The organism is Pseudomonas sp. MIL9 (assembly GCF_016887925.1).
Taxonomy (GTDB): domain Bacteria; phylum Pseudomonadota; class Gammaproteobacteria; order Pseudomonadales; family Pseudomonadaceae; genus Aquipseudomonas; species Aquipseudomonas mohnii.
In genome coordinates this window covers 131090-148983 of sequence record NZ_JAFEHE010000012.1, presented here as the reverse complement: position 1 = coordinate 148983, position 17894 = coordinate 131090, and the positions used below count along the sequence as shown (strand labels likewise).

The 17894-nt window shown below is 60.9% G+C and carries 16 protein-coding genes and 2 pseudogenes; 9 read left to right on the top strand and 9 right to left on the bottom strand.

All coding sequences use genetic code 11. From position 1 onward, the window contains the following. A pseudogene (locus tag JQF37_RS31840) lies at window positions 1–82 on the top strand (YeeE/YedE family protein); the annotation flags it as partial. Window positions 83–250: 168 nt separating this feature from the next. Here the strand turns inward: JQF37_RS31840 and JQF37_RS15595 are convergent. The 4 genes from JQF37_RS15595 to JQF37_RS15580 all read right to left on the bottom strand — a co-directional run bounded on the left by JQF37_RS15595 (window position 251) and on the right by JQF37_RS15580 (window position 4743). Continuing rightward, window positions 251–1624, bottom strand: coding sequence for an aromatic acid/H+ symport family MFS transporter (locus JQF37_RS15595; RefSeq protein ID WP_130211129.1), 1374 nt, complete (start codon window positions 1622–1624; stop codon window positions 251–253). 83 nt (window positions 1625–1707) lie between these two features. Further along, the gene (locus JQF37_RS15590) at window positions 1708–2040 is read right to left on the bottom strand and encodes an NIPSNAP family protein (protein ID WP_090462718.1); all 333 of its coding nucleotides are present in this window, start codon (window positions 2038–2040) and stop codon (window positions 1708–1710) included. Beyond that, a complete protein-coding gene (locus JQF37_RS15585; protein ID WP_130211128.1) occupies window positions 2040–3788 on the bottom strand; it encodes an FAD-dependent oxidoreductase in 1749 nt (582 codons plus the stop codon). The genes JQF37_RS15590 and JQF37_RS15585 overlap by 1 nt, the downstream gene beginning before the upstream one ends. A gap of 115 nt (window positions 3789–3903) precedes the next feature. Further along, on the bottom strand, window positions 3904–4743 hold the full coding sequence (locus tag JQF37_RS15580; protein WP_189340503.1) for an SDR family oxidoreductase: 840 nt from the start codon (window positions 4741–4743) through the stop codon (window positions 3904–3906). Window positions 4744–4947: 204 nt separating this feature from the next. On the opposite strand from JQF37_RS15580, the gene JQF37_RS15575 reads away from it, so the two are divergent. Then, complete coding sequence (locus JQF37_RS15575; protein ID WP_130211127.1) at window positions 4948–5865, top strand: helix-turn-helix domain-containing protein; 918 nt, start codon at window positions 4948–4950, stop codon at window positions 5863–5865. Window positions 5866–5883: 18 nt separating this feature from the next. On the opposite strand, the gene JQF37_RS15570 is transcribed toward JQF37_RS15575, so the two are convergent. Then, the gene (locus JQF37_RS15570; protein ID WP_130211141.1) at window positions 5884–6342 is read right to left on the bottom strand and encodes a helix-turn-helix domain-containing protein; all 459 of its coding nucleotides are present in this window, start codon (window positions 6340–6342) and stop codon (window positions 5884–5886) included. Between the two features lie 100 nt (window positions 6343–6442). Between JQF37_RS15570 and JQF37_RS15565 the strand changes: the two genes are divergently transcribed. Next, on the top strand, window positions 6443–7720 hold the full coding sequence (locus JQF37_RS15565) for an MFS transporter (protein WP_130211126.1): 1278 nt from the start codon (window positions 6443–6445) through the stop codon (window positions 7718–7720). 79 nt (window positions 7721–7799) lie between these two features. Here JQF37_RS15565 and JQF37_RS15560 read toward each other — a convergent pair. Then, a pseudogene (locus JQF37_RS15560) lies at window positions 7800–8100 on the bottom strand (hypothetical protein); the annotation flags it as partial. A gap of 208 nt (window positions 8101–8308) precedes the next feature. On the opposite strand from JQF37_RS15560, the gene JQF37_RS15555 reads away from it, so the two are divergent. After that, the gene (locus JQF37_RS15555; protein ID WP_223272731.1) at window positions 8309–8860 is read left to right on the top strand and encodes an AraC family transcriptional regulator; all 552 of its coding nucleotides are present in this window, start codon (window positions 8309–8311) and stop codon (window positions 8858–8860) included. Between the two features lie 237 nt (window positions 8861–9097). Here JQF37_RS15555 and dapF read toward each other — a convergent pair whose 3' ends face one another. After that, entirely contained in the window at window positions 9098–9916 is an 819-nt protein-coding gene (dapF, locus tag JQF37_RS15550; protein WP_130211124.1) for a diaminopimelate epimerase, read from the bottom strand. Window positions 9917–10236: 320 nt separating this feature from the next. Between dapF and JQF37_RS15545 the strand changes: the two genes are divergently transcribed. From JQF37_RS15545 to JQF37_RS15535, 3 genes are all read left to right on the top strand, one after another. Next, window positions 10237–11658, top strand: coding sequence for a hypothetical protein (locus tag JQF37_RS15545; protein WP_130211123.1), 1422 nt, complete (start codon window positions 10237–10239; stop codon window positions 11656–11658). 70 nt (window positions 11659–11728) lie between these two features. After that, window positions 11729–12553: an AraC family transcriptional regulator gene (locus tag JQF37_RS15540; protein ID WP_130211122.1), complete on the top strand. Its 825-nt coding sequence runs from the start codon at window positions 11729–11731 to the stop codon at window positions 12551–12553. Window positions 12554–12625: 72 nt separating this feature from the next. Continuing rightward, window positions 12626–13012, top strand: coding sequence for a cupin domain-containing protein (locus JQF37_RS15535; RefSeq protein ID WP_130211121.1), 387 nt, complete (start codon window positions 12626–12628; stop codon window positions 13010–13012). A 66-nt stretch (window positions 13013–13078) separates the two neighbouring features. On the opposite strand, the gene JQF37_RS15530 is transcribed toward JQF37_RS15535, so the two are convergent. Continuing rightward, window positions 13079–13990, bottom strand: a complete 912-nt coding sequence (locus tag JQF37_RS15530) for a LysR family transcriptional regulator (RefSeq protein WP_130211120.1) — start codon at window positions 13988–13990, stop codon at window positions 13079–13081. A 109-nt stretch (window positions 13991–14099) separates the two neighbouring features. On the opposite strand from JQF37_RS15530, the gene JQF37_RS15525 reads away from it, so the two are divergent. Both JQF37_RS15525 and JQF37_RS15520 read left to right on the top strand, forming a co-directional pair. Beyond that, a complete protein-coding gene (locus JQF37_RS15525) occupies window positions 14100–15224 on the top strand; it encodes an alkene reductase (protein ID WP_130211119.1) in 1125 nt (374 codons plus the stop codon). After that, window positions 15212–15754 carry an ester cyclase gene (locus JQF37_RS15520; RefSeq protein WP_130211118.1) on the top strand — a complete coding sequence of 181 codons (543 nt, stop codon included), beginning with the start codon at window positions 15212–15214 and terminating at the stop codon, window positions 15752–15754. The genes JQF37_RS15525 and JQF37_RS15520 overlap by 13 nt, the downstream gene beginning before the upstream one ends. Here the strand turns inward: JQF37_RS15520 and JQF37_RS15515 are convergent. After that, the gene (locus JQF37_RS15515) at window positions 15741–17534 is read right to left on the bottom strand and encodes an alpha/beta fold hydrolase (RefSeq protein ID WP_204149693.1); all 1794 of its coding nucleotides are present in this window, start codon (window positions 17532–17534) and stop codon (window positions 15741–15743) included. The two genes, JQF37_RS15520 and JQF37_RS15515, sit on opposite strands and share 14 nt — an antisense overlap. Window positions 17535–17894: the final 360 nt, after the last annotated feature.

Below are 17894 nucleotides of genomic sequence, written 5' to 3'. Positions count from 1 at the left end.
CTGGCAAGTGATCGTGTTCATGTTGGCCATGCTGGCCGGCATGTTGTTGTTTACTGCGCTGGAGAGCCGGCGCAGCCGGTGATCACGCATGCAGGGCGCAAATACCGCGACTGGATATCCCTCGCGCCGTGATCAACGCTCGCGACATCTCCCACCAGACGGCAAACACTCGCTCATGCCCCAGCCGCGCCGAGTAACGAACTGGCGCGGCTGGGGCATGAGCTGGAACGGCGGTGGAGCGCTTCAAGGTCTAGGAATTCGTCCGGCTCGGTGGAACAGACGCGACCTGTCGATCGCTCAACTCCCTGCCGGCGTTGCGTCCCAGCCCATAAATCGCCAGGGCCGCCAGACCGGACGGCACCACCAGTGCCGCAAACACCTGCGCGAAGGTCCAGCCCCAACTCAGCATCTGCGCGCCGGCAAAGGCGCTGAGGATCGCGCCAAAGCGACCGATACCGCTCATCCAGCTGGCGCCAGTGGCTCGCGCCTGGGTGGGGTAAAACGTGGCAGCCAGCGCGTTCATGCCGACGCTGGCGCCGTTGAGGCCGAACCCGACCAGCCAGGCAATCAGGCATAGCAACAGGAAATGCCCCGTGGCCTGGCCGATCGCATAGATCACAACTCCGCTCAACACGAACACCGCCATCAACACCCGGTATTTATTCCAGCGATCCATGACCCAGCCGACACACAGCGCGCCGGCGGGTCCACCGATCTGGAACATCGCGGTCACAATGGCCGCATCCGCAACGCTGTAACCGCCCCCGTCTTTCACCAGGGTCGGTAACCAGCCGCTGAACAGGTAGACCAGAAACAACGCCAGCACATAACCGCTCCACAACATCAACGTGCCGAAGCGATAGGACGGGGACAATACGATCTGCATCGCCGAAGACCGTATCAGCGGATGAGCCGGCAGGCAGAAGGTCGATGTCGCGTCACTGACGCCCGGCGCGAGTTTTTCCACAATGGCGCGGATACGTGCGTTTGGCGCTCGCCTGGCGACCAGGAACGTCACCGACTCGGGCAGTTTGAAATACAGCAGCGGCGCCACCAGCAGGGGCAAGACGCCGCCGAGGATCAGCATGCTTTTCCAGCCAAAGGCCGGGATCATCCAGGCTGACAGAAACCCGCCTCCGGCGGCGCCCAGGGAGAACCCACAGAACGCCACCGTGATCAGGAACGAACGGCTGCGCTGCGGCGCGTACTCCGACACCAGGGTACTGGCATTCGGCATGGCCGCGCCGAGCCCCAATCCGGTCAGAAAGCGCAGGATCACCATGGTGCTGATGTCCGGGGAAAACGCCGTCGCCAGCGTCCACAGGCCGAACATGGAGACACTGCTTACCAGCACGATCTTGCGCCCGTAACGGTCGGCCAGCGGCCCTGCGACCAGTGCGCCGACCGCCAGACCCATCAGCGCCGCACTCAACACCGGGCCCAACTGCTGGTGGCTCAAGCCCCAGTCCATTTTCAATTGCGGTGCGATAAAGCCCATGATTGCCACATCCAAACCATCGAGGCCGATGATCAGGAAACCGAGAAAGACCACCCACTTCTGAAAGCCGCCAATGGGGCGACTGTTGATCAGCGCGTGGATGTCGATGGGTTGAGTTGTCAGCATGAAAGTCACCTCTGTGTTGTGGGGGCGCTCAACCACGGCGCCCACTTTTTTATTGGGGTGAAACGGGGACGGTAACCGGCGGCTCAAGCGCTGCCGAGACTGTGGAACCGCACCGGGCGGATAATCCGGGTTTCCTGGGCAAGGATCAGATGTGCGGAAGCCTGCAGGTAGGCCGGGAAGCGGGGATCGCCATCCCGCGCCTGGCTGCGTCGTTCGAAGTCATCGAGACTGTCGTAGCCCCACAGGTGCACGACTTGGTTCAATGGGCCGATGCTGCTGGTATAAAAGCCCAGCGGCGCGCCCAGATGCTCGAGCAAAATCGGCATCGCCAGACGATCGAAGACCTCAATGAACTCGGGCATGCCCCGTGGGCGGATGGTGTAGATGCGGTGGTCGACGACCGGCTTGTGATTCATCAGGCCACCTCCTGCCGAGGGTTGCCCGGTGTTTTTCCGGCGGCCACCCGGGCCAGGTGCATCCCCGTGAGATAACCGAAGGTCATGATCGGCCCGAGCGTGATGCCGGCAGCGGGATAGTTGCCCCCCATGATGCTCGCCCGGTCGTTGCCCACCGCGTAAAGCCCATCGATTGCCCGGCCTTGTGGGTCGAGCACTTCACCGCAGACGCTGGTTTTGATGCCATCAAAGGTGCCCAGATCGCCCATGATCACTTTGAGGGCGTAGTAGGGGCCGTCGCCAATCGGCGCCACGCACGGGTTCGGCAGGTTCTGCGGGTCGGCGAGGTAGCGGTTGAAACTGGTGGTGCCACGGCCGAACTGCCGATCCACGCCTTGCCCCGCCGTGCGGTTGTAGTCACGTACGGTCTGTTCCAGCCCGGCAGCGTCGAGCCCGGCGCTACGTGCCAATTCAGCCAGGGTGCGGCCACTGTGCAGGTAGCCGTTGCGCAGCAATGGCGCGAGGGGCATCGGTGCCGGCTTGGCGTAACCCAGTCCGTACTTGGCCATGGTCCGGCGGTCGCAGATCAACCACATGGCGGTTTCGGTCTGGTGGGCACAGGCCTCGATCATCGCCGCGCCGACATCGTGGTAGGAGTTGGACTCGTTGGTGAACCGCTGGCCATTACGGGTCACACCGATAACGCCGGGCTTGTAGCGATCGAGCAAATGCGGGAAGGCAGTGAACGTGCCGTTACCCATCGGCACTTTCGAAACAGGCATCCAGGCAGCAGGGGCCTTGAGCCGTATATCGACGGTGCCGCCCAAGGCTTCGGCCATGCGTGCGCCATCCCCGGTGTTGCCTGGCGGCACCGGTGAGAAATGCTCGCCACCGCGGCGCACATGGGGATAGGCCTGCTTCAACCGTTGCAGATCATGGGAAAAACCGCCGCTGGCCAGTACCACACCGTGGCGGGCTTCAAACCGCAACTCACCGCCCTCGGTCTGAGCGACCACCCCAGTGACCCGGTCTGCGCTTTTCAACAGTTGCCGGGCGCTGGTTCGCGTCAGAATCGGAATCCCCAGGTCCAGCGCCGATTTCGCCAGCCGCGCGGCCAAGGCATTGCCGCTGGTCACCTGAATGCCGCGCCGGTAAAGCAGCAACTCTTTGGCGTGAGTCATCAGGCGCTTTGCAACATAGAGGAATGAGGTCAGGGATTTGGTGGCGTTGAAGAAATGCTTGAGGTCGGCATTCGACGAATTGAACATCATCCCGATAAACGTGATGGTTTTGAGCGGCGGCCGCAGACGCGCCATGTCGGCCCCCAGCCTGCGAATGTCGAAAGGCGCGGCGAGGATCGAACGGCCGATATCGACGCCACCGGCCACGTCCGGGTGGTAATCCGGATAGAGGGTCGGGATGAACTGGACTTCGGTCTCGCGCTGGAAAAAGTCGATCATCTGCGGCGCGTTATCGAGAAACGCATCGACGGCCTCGGCATCGTAGAAATCGCCCGTTTCGTTCTTCATGTAGGTCAGTGCAGCCTCCCGACTGTCCGTGATGCCCTTGGCCTTGGACAGGGCGTTGCCGGGAATCCACAGCACCCCTCCGGAGAACGCGGTGGTCCCGCCGAAGTACGCATCCTTTTCAATCACAATGACGTCCAGCCCCTGCTTGCGCGCAGTAATGGCGGTCGCCAGGCCACCGGCACCGGCGCCGATCACCAGAACGTCGCACCGACGGATCGCCTCGGTAGTTGTCGTCGTCATAGTCAGTCTCTCTCGGTAAAAGCCAGCCGAACGCTCGCCGTCGTCGCCATCGACAGCACGACAGGCACAGGTTCGCTGGGGGATTCGGAGTCGGCCATCATCGGCCGAACGGAGGTCAGGCCGGGCGGCTGGCCATGGGGGATTCAAAGCCGGGGCGAGGAATCAACGCCATCAACATGCTTTCCAGGCCACCATCGACGGTCAGTTCGGCAGCGTTGACATAAGCTGCCCGCGGGCTCGCGAGGAAGAGGACGGCATCGGCGATGTCCTGGGGCTCGCCGATCCGCTGGTTGGCGGTCATCGCCTTGCGCTGCTGTTCGACCTTGGGGTCGGCGTAGAACGCCGCCGACAGCGGCGTGCGGATCAGGCCCGGGCAAATGGCATTGCTGCGGATGCCCCGTGGTCCCCATTCCGCAGCTATCTGCCGCGAGAGCATGGCGACCCCGGCCTTGGCTGCACTGTAGGCGCCGCTGAAGGTTTGCGGGTAATGCGCGGCGATCGAAGCGATGTGCACGATACTGCCGCTTTGCCGGGCCAGCATCAGCCGCCCGAACGCCTGGGCACACAACAGATAGCCCGTCAGGTTGACCGAAAGCACCTGGTTCCAGTTGTCCAGGGTCAGCTCTTCAAGCGCGCCGGCCTGCAGCACGCTGGCGTTGTTGATCAGCACATCGCAACGCCCATGGAGCGCCTGCACTTGCTCGGCGGCCTGTTGCACGCTCAGGGGATCGGCGATATCGCAGTGCAGCACAGAGACATCGGCTTCACTGTTTTGCGCCAGTTCGGCGGCCAGCTCGCGGCATTTTTGTTCGTCGCGATCAAGCAGCACCACATGGGCGTTCTGGCGAACCAGCGCGGTGGCAATCGCGGCACCGATACCGCCGGCTGCGCCCGTGAGCACGCAGACCCTGGACTCGAGGTTCAGCCAGCTTTTCTGCAGGTCGTTATTATTCATTGTTATCTCCAACACGCATTTCAAGACAGTTCGCCCACTGCACTGGAGGCAGCAGGCGGTGCTCAGGATAGAAGCGTGGGACGGCTCACAAGAATGGACAAAACCTTCAACCGTCGAGACTTTTCCGACAAATCGACGGCGAATTGCCCAACGCGCGGATTCTTCGCTAAGGTAGAAAACACGTGCCCGTAGAACATAAGAATAATGAACAAGATTCCCAGCTATGCCCTGTACGGCGAGGCGGTGGCGCCGATATGGCACGACTCACTGCATGTCGAATCGATCTCCCTGCGCTCCGGCGCCTATAACTGGGAGATCGCCGCCCATCGACACGACGGGTTGTTGCAGATGCTGTACCTGCAAAGTGGCGAAGGCGAGGTGCTGCTGGACAACCAGCGGGTCGAGGTCAAGGCGCCGTGCCTGCTGTATATCCCTGAGCAGATCGTCCATGGCTTCGCCTGGCACGGACGGGTCGAAGGGCATGTGATCACCGCCGTCCAACACCCGCTGGAAAGCATCGTCCAAGTGCTCTCACCGGGCCTGCTACCGCAGATCCAGAAAGCCTGCGTCGTCGCGCTGCCGCAATGGGAGCCGGCCGATAATCCGCTGGAGCCACTGTATCGGGCGTTGTATGGGGAGTACCACGGTCGTGGTCGGGAACACACCGCGTGCAGCATGTCGTTATTGCTGGCGCTGGTGATTCAGATGCTGCGCCTGAGCGAATACACACACGACCTGCAGGCGCCCCGTCACGATCGACGCAGTCAGCAGGTGATCGCCTTCCGCGAGCTGGTGAACCGGCACTTTCGCGAACACCTTTCGCTGCACGACTACGCCAGTTTCCTCGGGATCACCGTGGTGACCCTGGGACGGCTGTGTCATGAACAACTCGGCATGACCCCGATGACCCTGATCAACGCCCGGCTGATCCTCGAAGCCAAACGCGAACTGGCCCATTCGGCCCAAAGCGTCAAGCAGATTGCCCACGGCATGGGGTTTTCCGATGTCGGTTACTTCAGCCGTTTTTTTCGCAAACACGCCCAGCGCAGCCCCAGTGAGTTTCGCCTTCAGGCCCAGGCCCCGCACACCGGCTCTCATTCCCCCGGCGTTGTTCCGGGGTGAGGCAAGTCTGCTGTCTGTTCACGACTCGCCGCCCACAAGCCTCTCTCTGTGGCAGTCAGACGGTCCGAGTTTCTGACCGTTTGATGAGCGAACATCAATCGGCATCAGAGGCTGGCCGGACTCGTTGTCCAACAGCACCGAACGCGTCTCCTGCGGCTTGAACAGGTAACGTTCGCCCCACTGTCGCATGCTGACCACAACCGGAAAGATCTCCCGTCCTTTGTCCGTAAGGACGTACTCCTTGTAGGCGCTGCCATCGGACGCCGGACGCACGTCGAAAACCCCGACCTCGACCAGCGTCTTCAGCCGCGATGCCAGAATATTTTTGGCCACGCCCAGGCTCTTCTGAAATTCGCTGAATCGGCGAATGTCGTCAAAAGCGTCGCGGATGATCATGAGCGACCAACGATCCCCGATGGCCTCCAGTGTTCTTGCTACCGGGCATTCGCTGCGGTGGGGTGAAGTGTCTTCTTCCATTTTTTTGACCTTGCGCAATGGGGTTGCAATTAAAAACCAGATATTGCAACAATGGAAACCGGTTTTTAATTGAAACCAGTTTAACGCCATGGAGGTGCACATGACAGCAGGTGCCGACTCAGCCACCAAAGGGTACGCCAGACAGCCTGCGGGATTGCTGCATCCGGATACCGGAGACAGCTGCAGGACCGACCGGTCTCCAGGGCTTTCGCCGTCGCTCACGTTATTGTTTTCTGTCACCTGCGCACTGGCAGTGGCCAACGTTTACTTCGCACAACCATTACTCGACTCAATGGCCCAGAGCCTGGGTGTGGCCTCATCCATCATCGGCGTTGTGGTGACGGCCACTCAGGTTGGTTACGCGTTGGGGTTACTGTTCATCGTCCCGCTGGGCGATTTGGTAAACCGTAAACGGCTGATTCTCACGCAGGTACTGTTGTCTGCGGTGGCGCTCGCGGCGGTCGGTGCAGCACAGCAATGGCTGGCCCTGTTGGGGGCCATGATCATGATGGGCTTGCTGGCAGTGGTCGTTCAGGTATTGGTGGCATACGCCGCCGTGCTGGCAACACCCTCACAACGCGGTCAGGCCGTCGGGACGGTCACCAGTGGCGTTGTCCTGGGTATTCTTCTGGCGCGCTTCACTTCAGGCCTGATTGCGGACATCGCGGGCTGGCGCGCCGTTTACTTCGTGTCCTCGGGATTGATGGTGACCCTCGCGGCGGTGCTGTGGAAAGTGGTTCCTGTCACGGCACCGTCAAGGCACCAGGACTCCTACCTGGCGCTCATTCGTTCACTTTTCAGACTGTTCATCACCGAACGCACTTTACGCGCCAGAGGCCTTCTGGCCCTGCTGATCTTTGCCGCTTTTTCCGTGCTGTGGACATCCATGGTGCTGCCGTTGAGCGCGCCCCCGTTGTCGCTTTCACACACTGCCATCGGTATGTTTGGATTGGCCGGCGTCGCCGGGGCCCTTGCTGCCAGCAGAGCCGGTCGCTGGGCCGACCAAGGCCTGGGGCAACGAGTGACCGGCATTTCGCTGGGACTCCTGACGCTGTCCTGGTTGCCCATCACGTTTGCCGAAACGTCCCTGATCGCGCTGGTCTGCGGCGTGGTCCTGCTGGACTTCGCGGTGCAAGCCGTACACGTCACCAACCAGAGCCTCATCTTTGCTGCACGACCCGACGCCCAAAGTCGCATGGTCGGCGCGTACATGTGCTTCTACTCGGTCGGTAGCGCGCTGGGAGCCGCGGCCGCGACCCAGGTTTATGCGCTATGGGGCTGGATTGCAGTAAGCCTGTTGGGCGCTTTGATCAGCGCTACGGCACTGGTCCTGTGGTTTCTCACCGTTCATTTTTCAACGCCCCATCAGGGACGATGAGCGTGAAAACCAGGCACTTGCCACTCGCGATCTCGATGACTGCCATATGGGGGGGAATGTCTCCCACGGTTGACCCGCCTCAGCCCCGCAATGGCCCCGCGCGCTTTTGCTCATTTACTGGTGGCAGGGGCTGCACTTTCTCGGGCGGTTTGATCGAACCGATGTCAACCGCGAAGATCGTCAATAAGCGCTCCGCACACTTGGAAGGTGGAGCTGGCCTTGCCCAGAAAAGTCACGTCGATGAAATAAGTAATCACCGGTTCAAGCAGCAAGATAAGGCCCTTGTCGCCGCCACCGTCAGGCAACTGCGCGTTGATTTTCAGGAAGTAAACGCAGATAGCGTAGGCAAGGCCCGACAAGACACCAAACACGACCCCCTTACACTACCTACACTCATTTTTCCCTTCCCGGTTGGACGGATACAACCACGCCCGACAAACAGAAAAGCTCCACGGGCTTTTCTGTTGCCGCGATCAAGCGCAGGGGTTGAAAAGCTGTTTTACCGCGGCAGCTATGCCTTGGGCGGGGTAGGCAGCGTTGTAACCATCACGCCTGGCGAGATACACGACGGCCTGCCTGGACACGACAATGGCTGGATGTACCGCATGCTCTTGGGTTAATCGCTCGGTGTTCCAAGGGCGCGTGGCCAGCGATCACGTACATCTTTTTCAAGAAGCACTCAGCTCAAATCCAGCTTTTGCCCAGACCTTTCTTCAGCAGCATCAACTCATTGAGCAGACGCCGCCTGGACTGCAGCGCGAGTTCATCTTGCTGGAACTGGTGTGTCAGGTATTCGAGCGCAGCGGTGCCCTTGCCTTGTCAGTCCTGCCCTCAGAGCAGCAGGCGGTAAAACGGATCAAACAGAAGTTGGAAGACGAGTTTGCCCGGGATATTCCCTTGGAGACCTTGGCAAAGCTGGTTGATCTTGATCCGCTGTACCTCATTCGGGTTTTCAAGAAGCACGTTGGTGTTTCGCCGCACAGCTATCAAATACAGAAGCGCATCGCGCATGTGCAAAAACTTCTGCGCGCTGGTGCCAGCCTGACGGAGGCTGCATTTGCTTGTGGATTCTTCGATCAAAGCCACATGACACGGGCCTTTAAAAAAGGTTCTTCACGGAATCCCGGGATACAAAGCTAATGCAATACTTGTAGGAGCCAGCTTGCTGGCGATGGTCGTGAACGATAACGCGGGGAACCTGACGCCCCGCGGTGTCCTCCAGCTCATCGCGAGCAGGCTCGCTCCTATGTATGGACTCGCCCACGTTGCAATGCCCCTTAAAAAAGTAGTCGGGGTCACCCCCGGAAGCTTTCGCAATAACGGAGCGTTTCGAGAGAACACTTGAGGGGCAGTCACCTGTCCATCATGACGTGGCCGTCACAAAGCCTGTAATAGCGCATTCGTGTACAGCCCGGAAAAAATGCGCTCTACCGGTCCTGTGAGAAAGACAGTTCCCACGCCATCCCATTGAACGGTCACTGTTCCGCCATCACATTCAACCTCGACACAATCGTCCAACAAGCCACGTCGTATGCCGTTAACAACGGCGGCGCAAGAGCATGAGCCCGAACCCAGCGGAATGCCTCCCCAGCGCTCCCAAATTCGCAGGCGAATGTATTTTCGATTAATGATCTGGACGAAATGCACGTTTGTCCTGAGGGGGAAAAGGGGATGGGATTCAATGGCCGGTCCAGTCGCCGCTATATCAATGGTTGTCAGGTCATCCACAAAAAAGGTGCAGTGTGGATTGCCCATGCTGCAAGCTGCCGGGGCTCCTGTCAGGGGCAAGGTAGCAGTGTCCATTGCCTGAGCCAGCGGGACCGCCGACCACTCGAACAGTGGCGCTCCCATGGCGACGGAAATAGCGCCGGTCGAGGTTCGTTCGCAAGTGAGCAGGCCACAGTTGGTTTGAAGCGTTATCGACGAACTGTTTGATTCGCGCATCAGCGTATCGGCGGCACCACGCGTCGCGCTGCCACAAACGTCCAGCGGGGAGCCATCGGCATTCCAGAACATCAAACGCGCATCTGCATTGTCGTCATCGAGCATAACCGCGAGTTGATTGAACCCGATGCCACGGTTCCGGTCACCCATTCGCCGAGCCAGGTTGTCTGTCATTGAGTTGGACGAATTGCGCAAGTCCACGATGACGAAGTCATCGCCATTAGCGTGCATCTTGAGAAACTTCAGCGGCATAGGTTGACCCTGGCAATGAGAAGTGGGGTGAATTGACATTTGACGTCGATCCATGGCCGAAATCAGTCAGTCAGGAACATCCGCTATCGGCCAAACGAAGTCTGTATCAACGACAGTACATTCTTGTAAAGGGCAGCTACAATCCCTCAAGACTCTTCTGGGCTTTGCTTCAGCCGCTCAAAGGAACTCCAAAGCAGCACACCTTTGCGATCCAGCGCCTCATGGCGTCAGCAGTGATGTCCGATACGCTCCTGTAGAGGATTTCTTGTTGCACCCTGACAGGTCGTACGGACGATTAACCATTTACATGTGGTGCTTTTATGTGGGGGAAAGTTAATGGTGTCGTCACTTTAAGCCTGGTGCTTTCAAGCTGCTTTCTGCAGGTGTCCGCAGAGCCGGTTCCTCCAGATCCTGATCAGGCAATTGGCCGTTCGTTGTCAATTATTCGTTCAGCCACTGCGGAGAAGCCGCAGGTCCTGAAAATTCTTTTCTATGGACAGTCGATCAGCTCGCCGGCATGGACCGATCCGGCTATTGCGGCTTTGCGCGTTAAATATCCCAACGTGGCCTTCGTGTACCGTAACCTCGCTCTGGGGGGGTGGAGTGCCGTTCTCCTGGAACAGGCGGTCGCTCGCGACGTGGAGGAGGTCTATCCCGATCTGATCGTTTTCCACGTGTATGGCGATCACCGTGCCTACGAGCGAATTATTCGGACCCTTCGCTCAAAAACGGCAGCCGACATCATCATTCAAACCGACCACGTCGTGAATCCGCTTGAACCGGTGTGTGACACTGGCTTTCATCTCCAATGGTCGCCGCCCGAGGGCTGTACGGGGCATTTCTGGTTCAAGCAAAAGAGCTGGGAGGAGTTCATGTCCAGCGTCTGGAAGCCAGCCATGGCGGCGAAATATGGCCTTGCGCTGGAACCGCGTCGCCAGCGCTGGAATGCCTACTTGCAGGAAAATAATCTTCAAATAGCGGATCTTCTCGCCGACCCGCCGCATCCCAACGCCGAGGGGTGGGCCCTCATGGCTAACCTGTTCACCTCTTGGATCGAGGAGCTTGTGGATCATCCTCAAAACAATGGGCGGAACACTTCCGACCAGGTACGAAGTTTTACTTCGCCTGTTCCTGGCGAAAAGACCCGCTATGAGTTTTATGGCAACCGCGCCGAACTCATTGCCGCCGGGCCCCTGGACGGAAAAGTCAATCTCACAATCGACGGAAAGCCGCCTCGCGAGCTCGACGGCTGCTGGCAAACCAGCCGCGTGACGGGTTTGCCGAATGTCCCGGAATGGCCGGCCCTGAAAAAAGTCGACGTCCGCCAGTCATATCGCGAAGAGGATGTCTGGACGCTTCGGGTACGGAATTTCGACACTTCGCAAGAAAGCTTCGACTTTGACGTCGAGAGCGCGCGTACAGGAGCAGAGGGAAGCGGATCGGGCAAGGACGTTTTCAAGTCGCGCTCGGGGAACGTGACCCTACAGCCGGACGCCTGGAACTTTTCCTACGCCAAATTAATATCCGGTAAAGGTCTCGCGGATGAACAAAGCTTTCAATGGGAGCGACGCTTCGTCTGTGGCGACGAGCCGCCGACTGCCCTGGCAAATGGCTCGGTGCAGCAGCGTCATGTACTGGGAACCGGCCTTGCCAATGCACATCATGTCATCGAGTTGACTGTTCCATCCGATACGCCCGCGATATTGGAATTGCGCGCTTACCGACCGCCCCTTGTTGAGTGATATTGCCCATAATGAACGCGCTGATCGGGCAGATCTCCGACAGTACTGTTCAGAAACGGGAAACACCTTCATGGATCGAAAAAAAGGCCCATCCGCCACCTCCGACTGGGTCATCCGCAGCGCTCGACCCGGTAGCGTCGAGCGTATCGAAGCGTGGTTCGGCAGCCACGGTTACGACCCGCACCGCCACGACACTTACTCGATCGGTCGCACCCTCGCAGGCGTGCAAAGCTTTCATTACAAGGGTTCGTTGCGCCACGGCGTTCCGGGCAACACCCTCGTGCTTCACCCCGACGAACTTCATGATGGCATGGCCGGCACCGACGCGGGTTTTCGCTACCGCATGGCCTACATCGACCCGGCATCGATCCAGAACGTTCTGGGTGGGGAACCCTTGCCCTTCATCGCCGGTGGGCTTTCGAACGATCCGCGCCTGTACCATGCCAGCCAGACCTTCGTGCAAGCGGTGGATCATCCCTTGGAAACGCTGGAGGAGCAGGATGCCCTGTATGACCTGGCGATGGCGTTGCGTGCTGTCGCAGGCAAGCCGCGCGGCCGCAAGAGCCTGGATTACCGCTCAGCCGAACGCGCCAGAGCGTTCATCCTGGAGCATTTGCACCTGGGTATTACGCTGGAGATGCTCGAAAATGCCAGCGGGCGCGAGCGCTGGAGTCTGTCACGGGACTTCAGGGCGCTCTACGGCACCAGCCCCTACCGTTTTGTCACCCTGCGCCGCCTGGATCGCTTTCGCGGGTTGATCCTTGACGGCTTCACACTGGTTGACGCCTCCCTCGCCGCAGGCTTTCACGATCAAAGTCACATGACCCGACATTTCACGCGCTGCTACGGCGTGCCCCCCATGCGTTGGCTGGAACGCTTGCGGCCTGCACGCTGACGTGCAGGATCGTACAAGATCGATGGGTTCACGGTTCGATAGGCTGACGACTTCCATTCAAGAGGATCTGTCATGTCTGAGTCCCGTCACCCACAAGCATCGCTTCCCATCAACCTCGCGCAAAAGGCTTCGCTGATCGAGCAGCAATGGAGCCCCAGAGTTGTAGCGGAAATGAACGACTACCAGTTCAAGGTCGTGCGAATCGAAGGCGAATTCATCTGGCACTCACACCCTGAGACCGACGAAGCGTTTCTTGTGCTGGAAGGCACCTTGCGCATCGACCTGCCAGAGGGCTGCGTCCACGTGAATCCGGGTGAACTCTATGTGGTGCCACGCGGCGTTGCACACCGGACCGCCGCGCAAGGTGAGGCGAAACTGATGATGATCGAGCCGCGAGGCATTTTGAACACCGGCCATGAAGAGGGCGAGCGAACGGCCTTGAACGACGTCTGGATATGACTCAACGCCGCCGTGCGCCATGGATTATCAAAAGACCTGGAAATATCCACGGGCGCACGCCGGGGTTTACGAGGCAGTCTCACGCGAGGCTTGTTCGAACCGTTCGCACAAGAAATCCAGCAATGCCCGTACCCGTGGCGCCAGGTAGCGGCTACGGGGGTAAAGCGCGTACACGGGGGCTTCGTCCGATTGCCATTGCGGCAGCACCAGACTCAAGCGTCCCGCCGCCAGGTCCGCGCTCACGTCCCAGATGGATTTGAGGACGATACCGTGGCCATCGATCGCCCATTGGCGGGCCAATGCGCCGTCGTTAGTCTCGCGCGCAGCCTCCAGAGGCACCTTGAACAGCATCACTTCCTCGCCACGGTGCAGGCGCCATTCGCTGGACCAACCCGACTGGCCGGCGACAATGTGATCGAAATCGGCCAACTGCTGCGGATGCTCGGGCGTGCCCTTGCGTTGCAGATAACTCGGCGCGGCGCACAGGACGCGGCGATTGGTGGCCAGGGGGCGGGCGATCAACGAGCTGTCCGGCGGCACACCGAAGCGGATCACCAGGTCGACATCGTCCGCGATCAAGTGCGACAGCGAGTCGGACAGCAGCAGCGCCGGCACCACCTGGGGATAGCGGGCAGTGAACTCATCCAGCCACGGATTCAACACATGCCGGCCGAAATCCGAGGTGGCGGACACCCGGATCTTGCCGCGGATTTCCTTTTTCTCCGCTGACAGCGCCGCTCGCGCATCGTCCAGCGCCTGCAACGCCTGACGGCAATGTTGCAGGTAAATCCGCCCCTCATCGGTCAGCCGCAGTTGGCGGGTGGTGCGCTCGAACAGGCGAGTGGCCAGCGATGCTTCGAGCTTGAGCAAGCGGGCGCTGGCGGCGGCTGGCGACAGCCCCAGCTTGCGCCCTGCAGCTGAGAGGCCGCCCAGTTGGGCCGCTTCGACAAACAGGCGGATGGCATCGAGGTTATCCATCATTGTTCCAGTATTTTTGAAAATCCATCAAAGATTAGCCTAATTATCAAATTCGATCAGTAGTCGCAGACTGAGTCCATCCACTTCATTTGGCTCAGGAACGCTCACCATGACGACCCCTTCAACGTTGTTTGAACCCATTGCCTTCGCCGGCCTCAATGCCCCTCACCGGGTAGTGATGGCACCCATGACCCGGGCGCGCAGCAGCCAGCCCGGCGACATCCCCAACAGCCTCAACGCGCAGTACTACGCGCAGCGTGCATCGGCGGCCTTGATCGTGACCGAGGCGGCGCAGATATCCCCTCAGGGCAAGGGTTATTCCTTTACCCCCGGCATCCACACTGAAGCGCAAGTGGAAGGCTGGCAGGGCGTGACCGAGGCGGTGCATGCCCAGGGCGGTCGCATCTTCCTGCAACTGTGGCACGTGGGGCGCTTGTCCCATCCGGACTTCCATCAGGGCGCACTGCCAGTGGCGCCGTCCGCCGAACCCTTCGAAGGACAGATCTGGAAAGTCGACCCGGTCACGGGGCAGGGGGGCATGTTCGATAGCCCGACGCCTCGGGCGCTGACCAAGGCCGAGATCGCACAGATTGTCGACGACTTCCGTCAGGCCGCACGTCGGGCAATCCGGGCCGGTTTCGATGGCGTGGAGATCCATGGCGCCAACGGTTATCTGGTGGATCAGTTCCTGCGCACCACCTCCAATACGCGGACCGATGAATACGGCGGCTCGCGCAGCAACCGCCTGCGCTTTCTCAAGGAAGTGGTCGATGCGGTCAGCGATGAAGTCGGGGCCGAACGCACGGCGATCCGCCTGGCCCCCTTTCTGACCGCCCGTGGCATGGCCTGCCCGGACATCCTCCCGACCATACTCGAAGCGGCCGAGTACCTGCAGGCCAAGGGCATCGGCTATCTGCATCTGGTCGAAGCGGACTGGGACGATGCACCGGTGTTCACCGAGTCGTTCCGTCAGGCGATCCGCCAGCTTTTCACTCGCCCGATCATCGTCGCCGGCAACTACGACCGGGCGCGCGCCGAGTGGGTGATCGGCCAGGGCTATGCCGACCTCGTGGCGTTCGGCAGACCCTTTGTCGCCAATCCGGATTTGCCACTGCGCCTGGCGCAGGACCTGCCTTTGGCCCCGCTTGATCCCGCCACGCTGTTCGGCGGCACGGCCAAGGGCTACAGCGATTACCCCGCCATCACCAAGGAAGAAACCCCATGCGCTCGTTGATCACTGGCCTGTTGGCCGCCGCTGTCACTGCTACGGTTCTGGGCCAGCAGACAGTCGCCGCAGAACCCACGCTGGTTACCCCCAAGGTGCTGATTGCCGATCCCGGCGCCCAACCTGAACAGGTCCAGGCGCAGACCCTCGCGGCACGGCGTTACGCAACGTTCTGGTCGTCCGGCGATCCGGCCCTGGCCCGCCTGGCACTGGCACCCGACTTCATGGACCGCGCCTTGCCGCCGGGACGGGCACAGGGCATCGCCGGGCCCCTGGCGGCGTCCACGGCGTTCCACGCGGCCGTGCCCGACCTGAACTGCGAAGTGCAGCAGATGATCGTCAGCGGCGATCGGGTAGTGTCGTTCCTGCGTTTCACCGGGCACTTCACCGGCACGTTCAACGGTGTGAAAGGCCAGGGCCAGGCGGTGAATTTCATTGCCACCGACATCTACCGCATCGCCGATGGCAGGATTGCCGAGAACTGGCACCTGGAGGACAACCTGACGTTCCTGCAACAGATTGGCGTTATCGCTCCATGACATAGGTGCCGGGGGCAGGGCAGAGGGGCGGGTACTTGCGCGAGCCGAGCTTCTTCGGCGCCGGCCGGCTATCGCCCGAGCGCTGCCCGATCCATTCGCGCCAATGCGGCCACCAACTGCCTGGCTGGCGCTCCCCGGCGTTTTGCAGCCAGGTGTCCGGGGTCTCGGCGTCGGCAGGCGCCGCGTAGTAGAACGACTTGGGGTTGCCGGGCGGGTTCACCAGGCTCTGCAGGTGACCGGCGTTGGACAGCACGTAGGTCGTGTCCTTGCCAAACAGCCGCGCGGTCCCATAGCACCCTTGCCAGGGGGTGATGTGATCGGTGGTCCCGCCTACCACGTAGGCACCCACCTGCACCTGGGTCATGTCGATCGATTCACCGGCAATCTCCAGGGTGCCGGGGTTGCTGTAGGGGTTCTGCTGGATCAGGTCGAGGTAGTCCGCGTGCAGTTGGGCGGGCAGGCGGGTGGTGTCGTTGTTCCAGGCCAGGATGTCGAAGGCCGGCGGCTTGTTGCCCAGCAGGTAGTTGTTGACCCAGTAGTTCCAGATCAGGTCGTTGGGCCGCATCCAGGCGAACATGCGGGCCATGCCCTGGCCGCTCAGCACGCCCTTGCGCCGGGAGCTGGCCTTGGCTGCGCGCAGGGCGGACGGGGTGGTGAACAGCCCCAGGGTGGTGTCGTCCAGCGCCGAGGGCATGTCGAGTACGCACACGGCCCAGCTGGTATTGGCCACCTTGTGACCTTCGCCACGGGCCGCCAGCCAGCCCAGGTAGGCCGCCAGGGTGATGCCGCCCGAGCAGGAACCCCACATGTTCACATCCGGGCTACCGGTGATCCTGCGCGCCACGTCCACCGCCTGGTCGAGGCACAGCGCGTAATCGGACAAGCCCCAGTCGCGATGCTCGCGGGTGGGGTTGCGCCAGCTGATGACGAAGAGGTTCACGCCGCTGTCCTGGATCCACTGGATCAGGCTTTTCTCCGGCGACAGGTCGATGGCGTAGTACTTGTTGATTTGCGGCGGCGACATCACCAGCGGCCGAGCGTAGATATTTGCGGTGGTGGGGGCGAACTGCAGCAGCTCGAACATCTCGTTGCGAAACACCACGGCGCCCTTGGCCGTGGCGATGTTTTCCCCCACTTTGAATGGCGTGCTGTCGACCTGTCTCGGCAGCCCACGGTTGGTCAGCATATCCTCGCCGAACTGGCGGATGCCCCTGGCCAGGCTCATGCCTCCGGTGTCCACCAGCTTGCGCAGCGCCACCGGATTGGTCAGCGGCGAGTTGCTCGGTGCCACTGCATCGGCCAGGAGCGCTGCCACGAACCGCGCCTGGCTCTTTTCCAGCGGGGCCAGGTCGGTGGACTCGATGAAGCGGGTCAGCTCACTTTGGCCGGCCAGGTAGCTCTGCAGCAAGGCGCGCAGGAAGGCGTTGGATTGCCAGGCCGGATCGGCGAAGCGCTTGTCCTTCGGGTCCGGCGCGATGCTGGAATTGCCGCCAACGATGCCGCGCAGTTCCTTCAGGTAGCCACCCAGATGAGCGCCCGCCTTGAGCGGCGACTTGGCCACGGCCTTGAGCAGGTAGCCCGCCGAGCCGGCCAGATCTGCCGCGCGCACGCTGACCAGCGGATTGCCTGCCAGGGTCTGATCGGCAGCCGTGCCGATCAACTCTTGTTGCCGGCTGTTGTCCGGGAGATCGCCATCCTTGCGCGGTCGACGCTTTCGGCCGGTCGCCGGGGGGCGCGGGGTGGGGGTTTCGGTCTCGCTCGTTCGGGTGGATCTGCTCATGTCGGCCCTCGTGTCCGGTCTTGTTGTTTTGCACCGACTCTAGGGGGCAACGGGGGCGGCCATTTCACATCGCACGACAGCGAATTTTCATTTCATGACAAGGGCGATCGCGGGAACGCCGATTGCCCGGGTCGGGACGTGGTGGCTGACGTGCGAAATTCGCGACATTCGAGGACTGCGGCTGTTTCCTGGTGAACGCTGCGGAGATTGAAGCGGCAAACGCTGCTCAGCCTCTGCGGTCGACTCAACGACAGGCAGCGTAGTCATTTGATCGTAACCACGACCTTGCCCTTCACGAAAGGCTGGCATCGGCCCAAAAGCGGTCTGTTGCGAATGTTCCTTCTCGTACTTCACAACAGA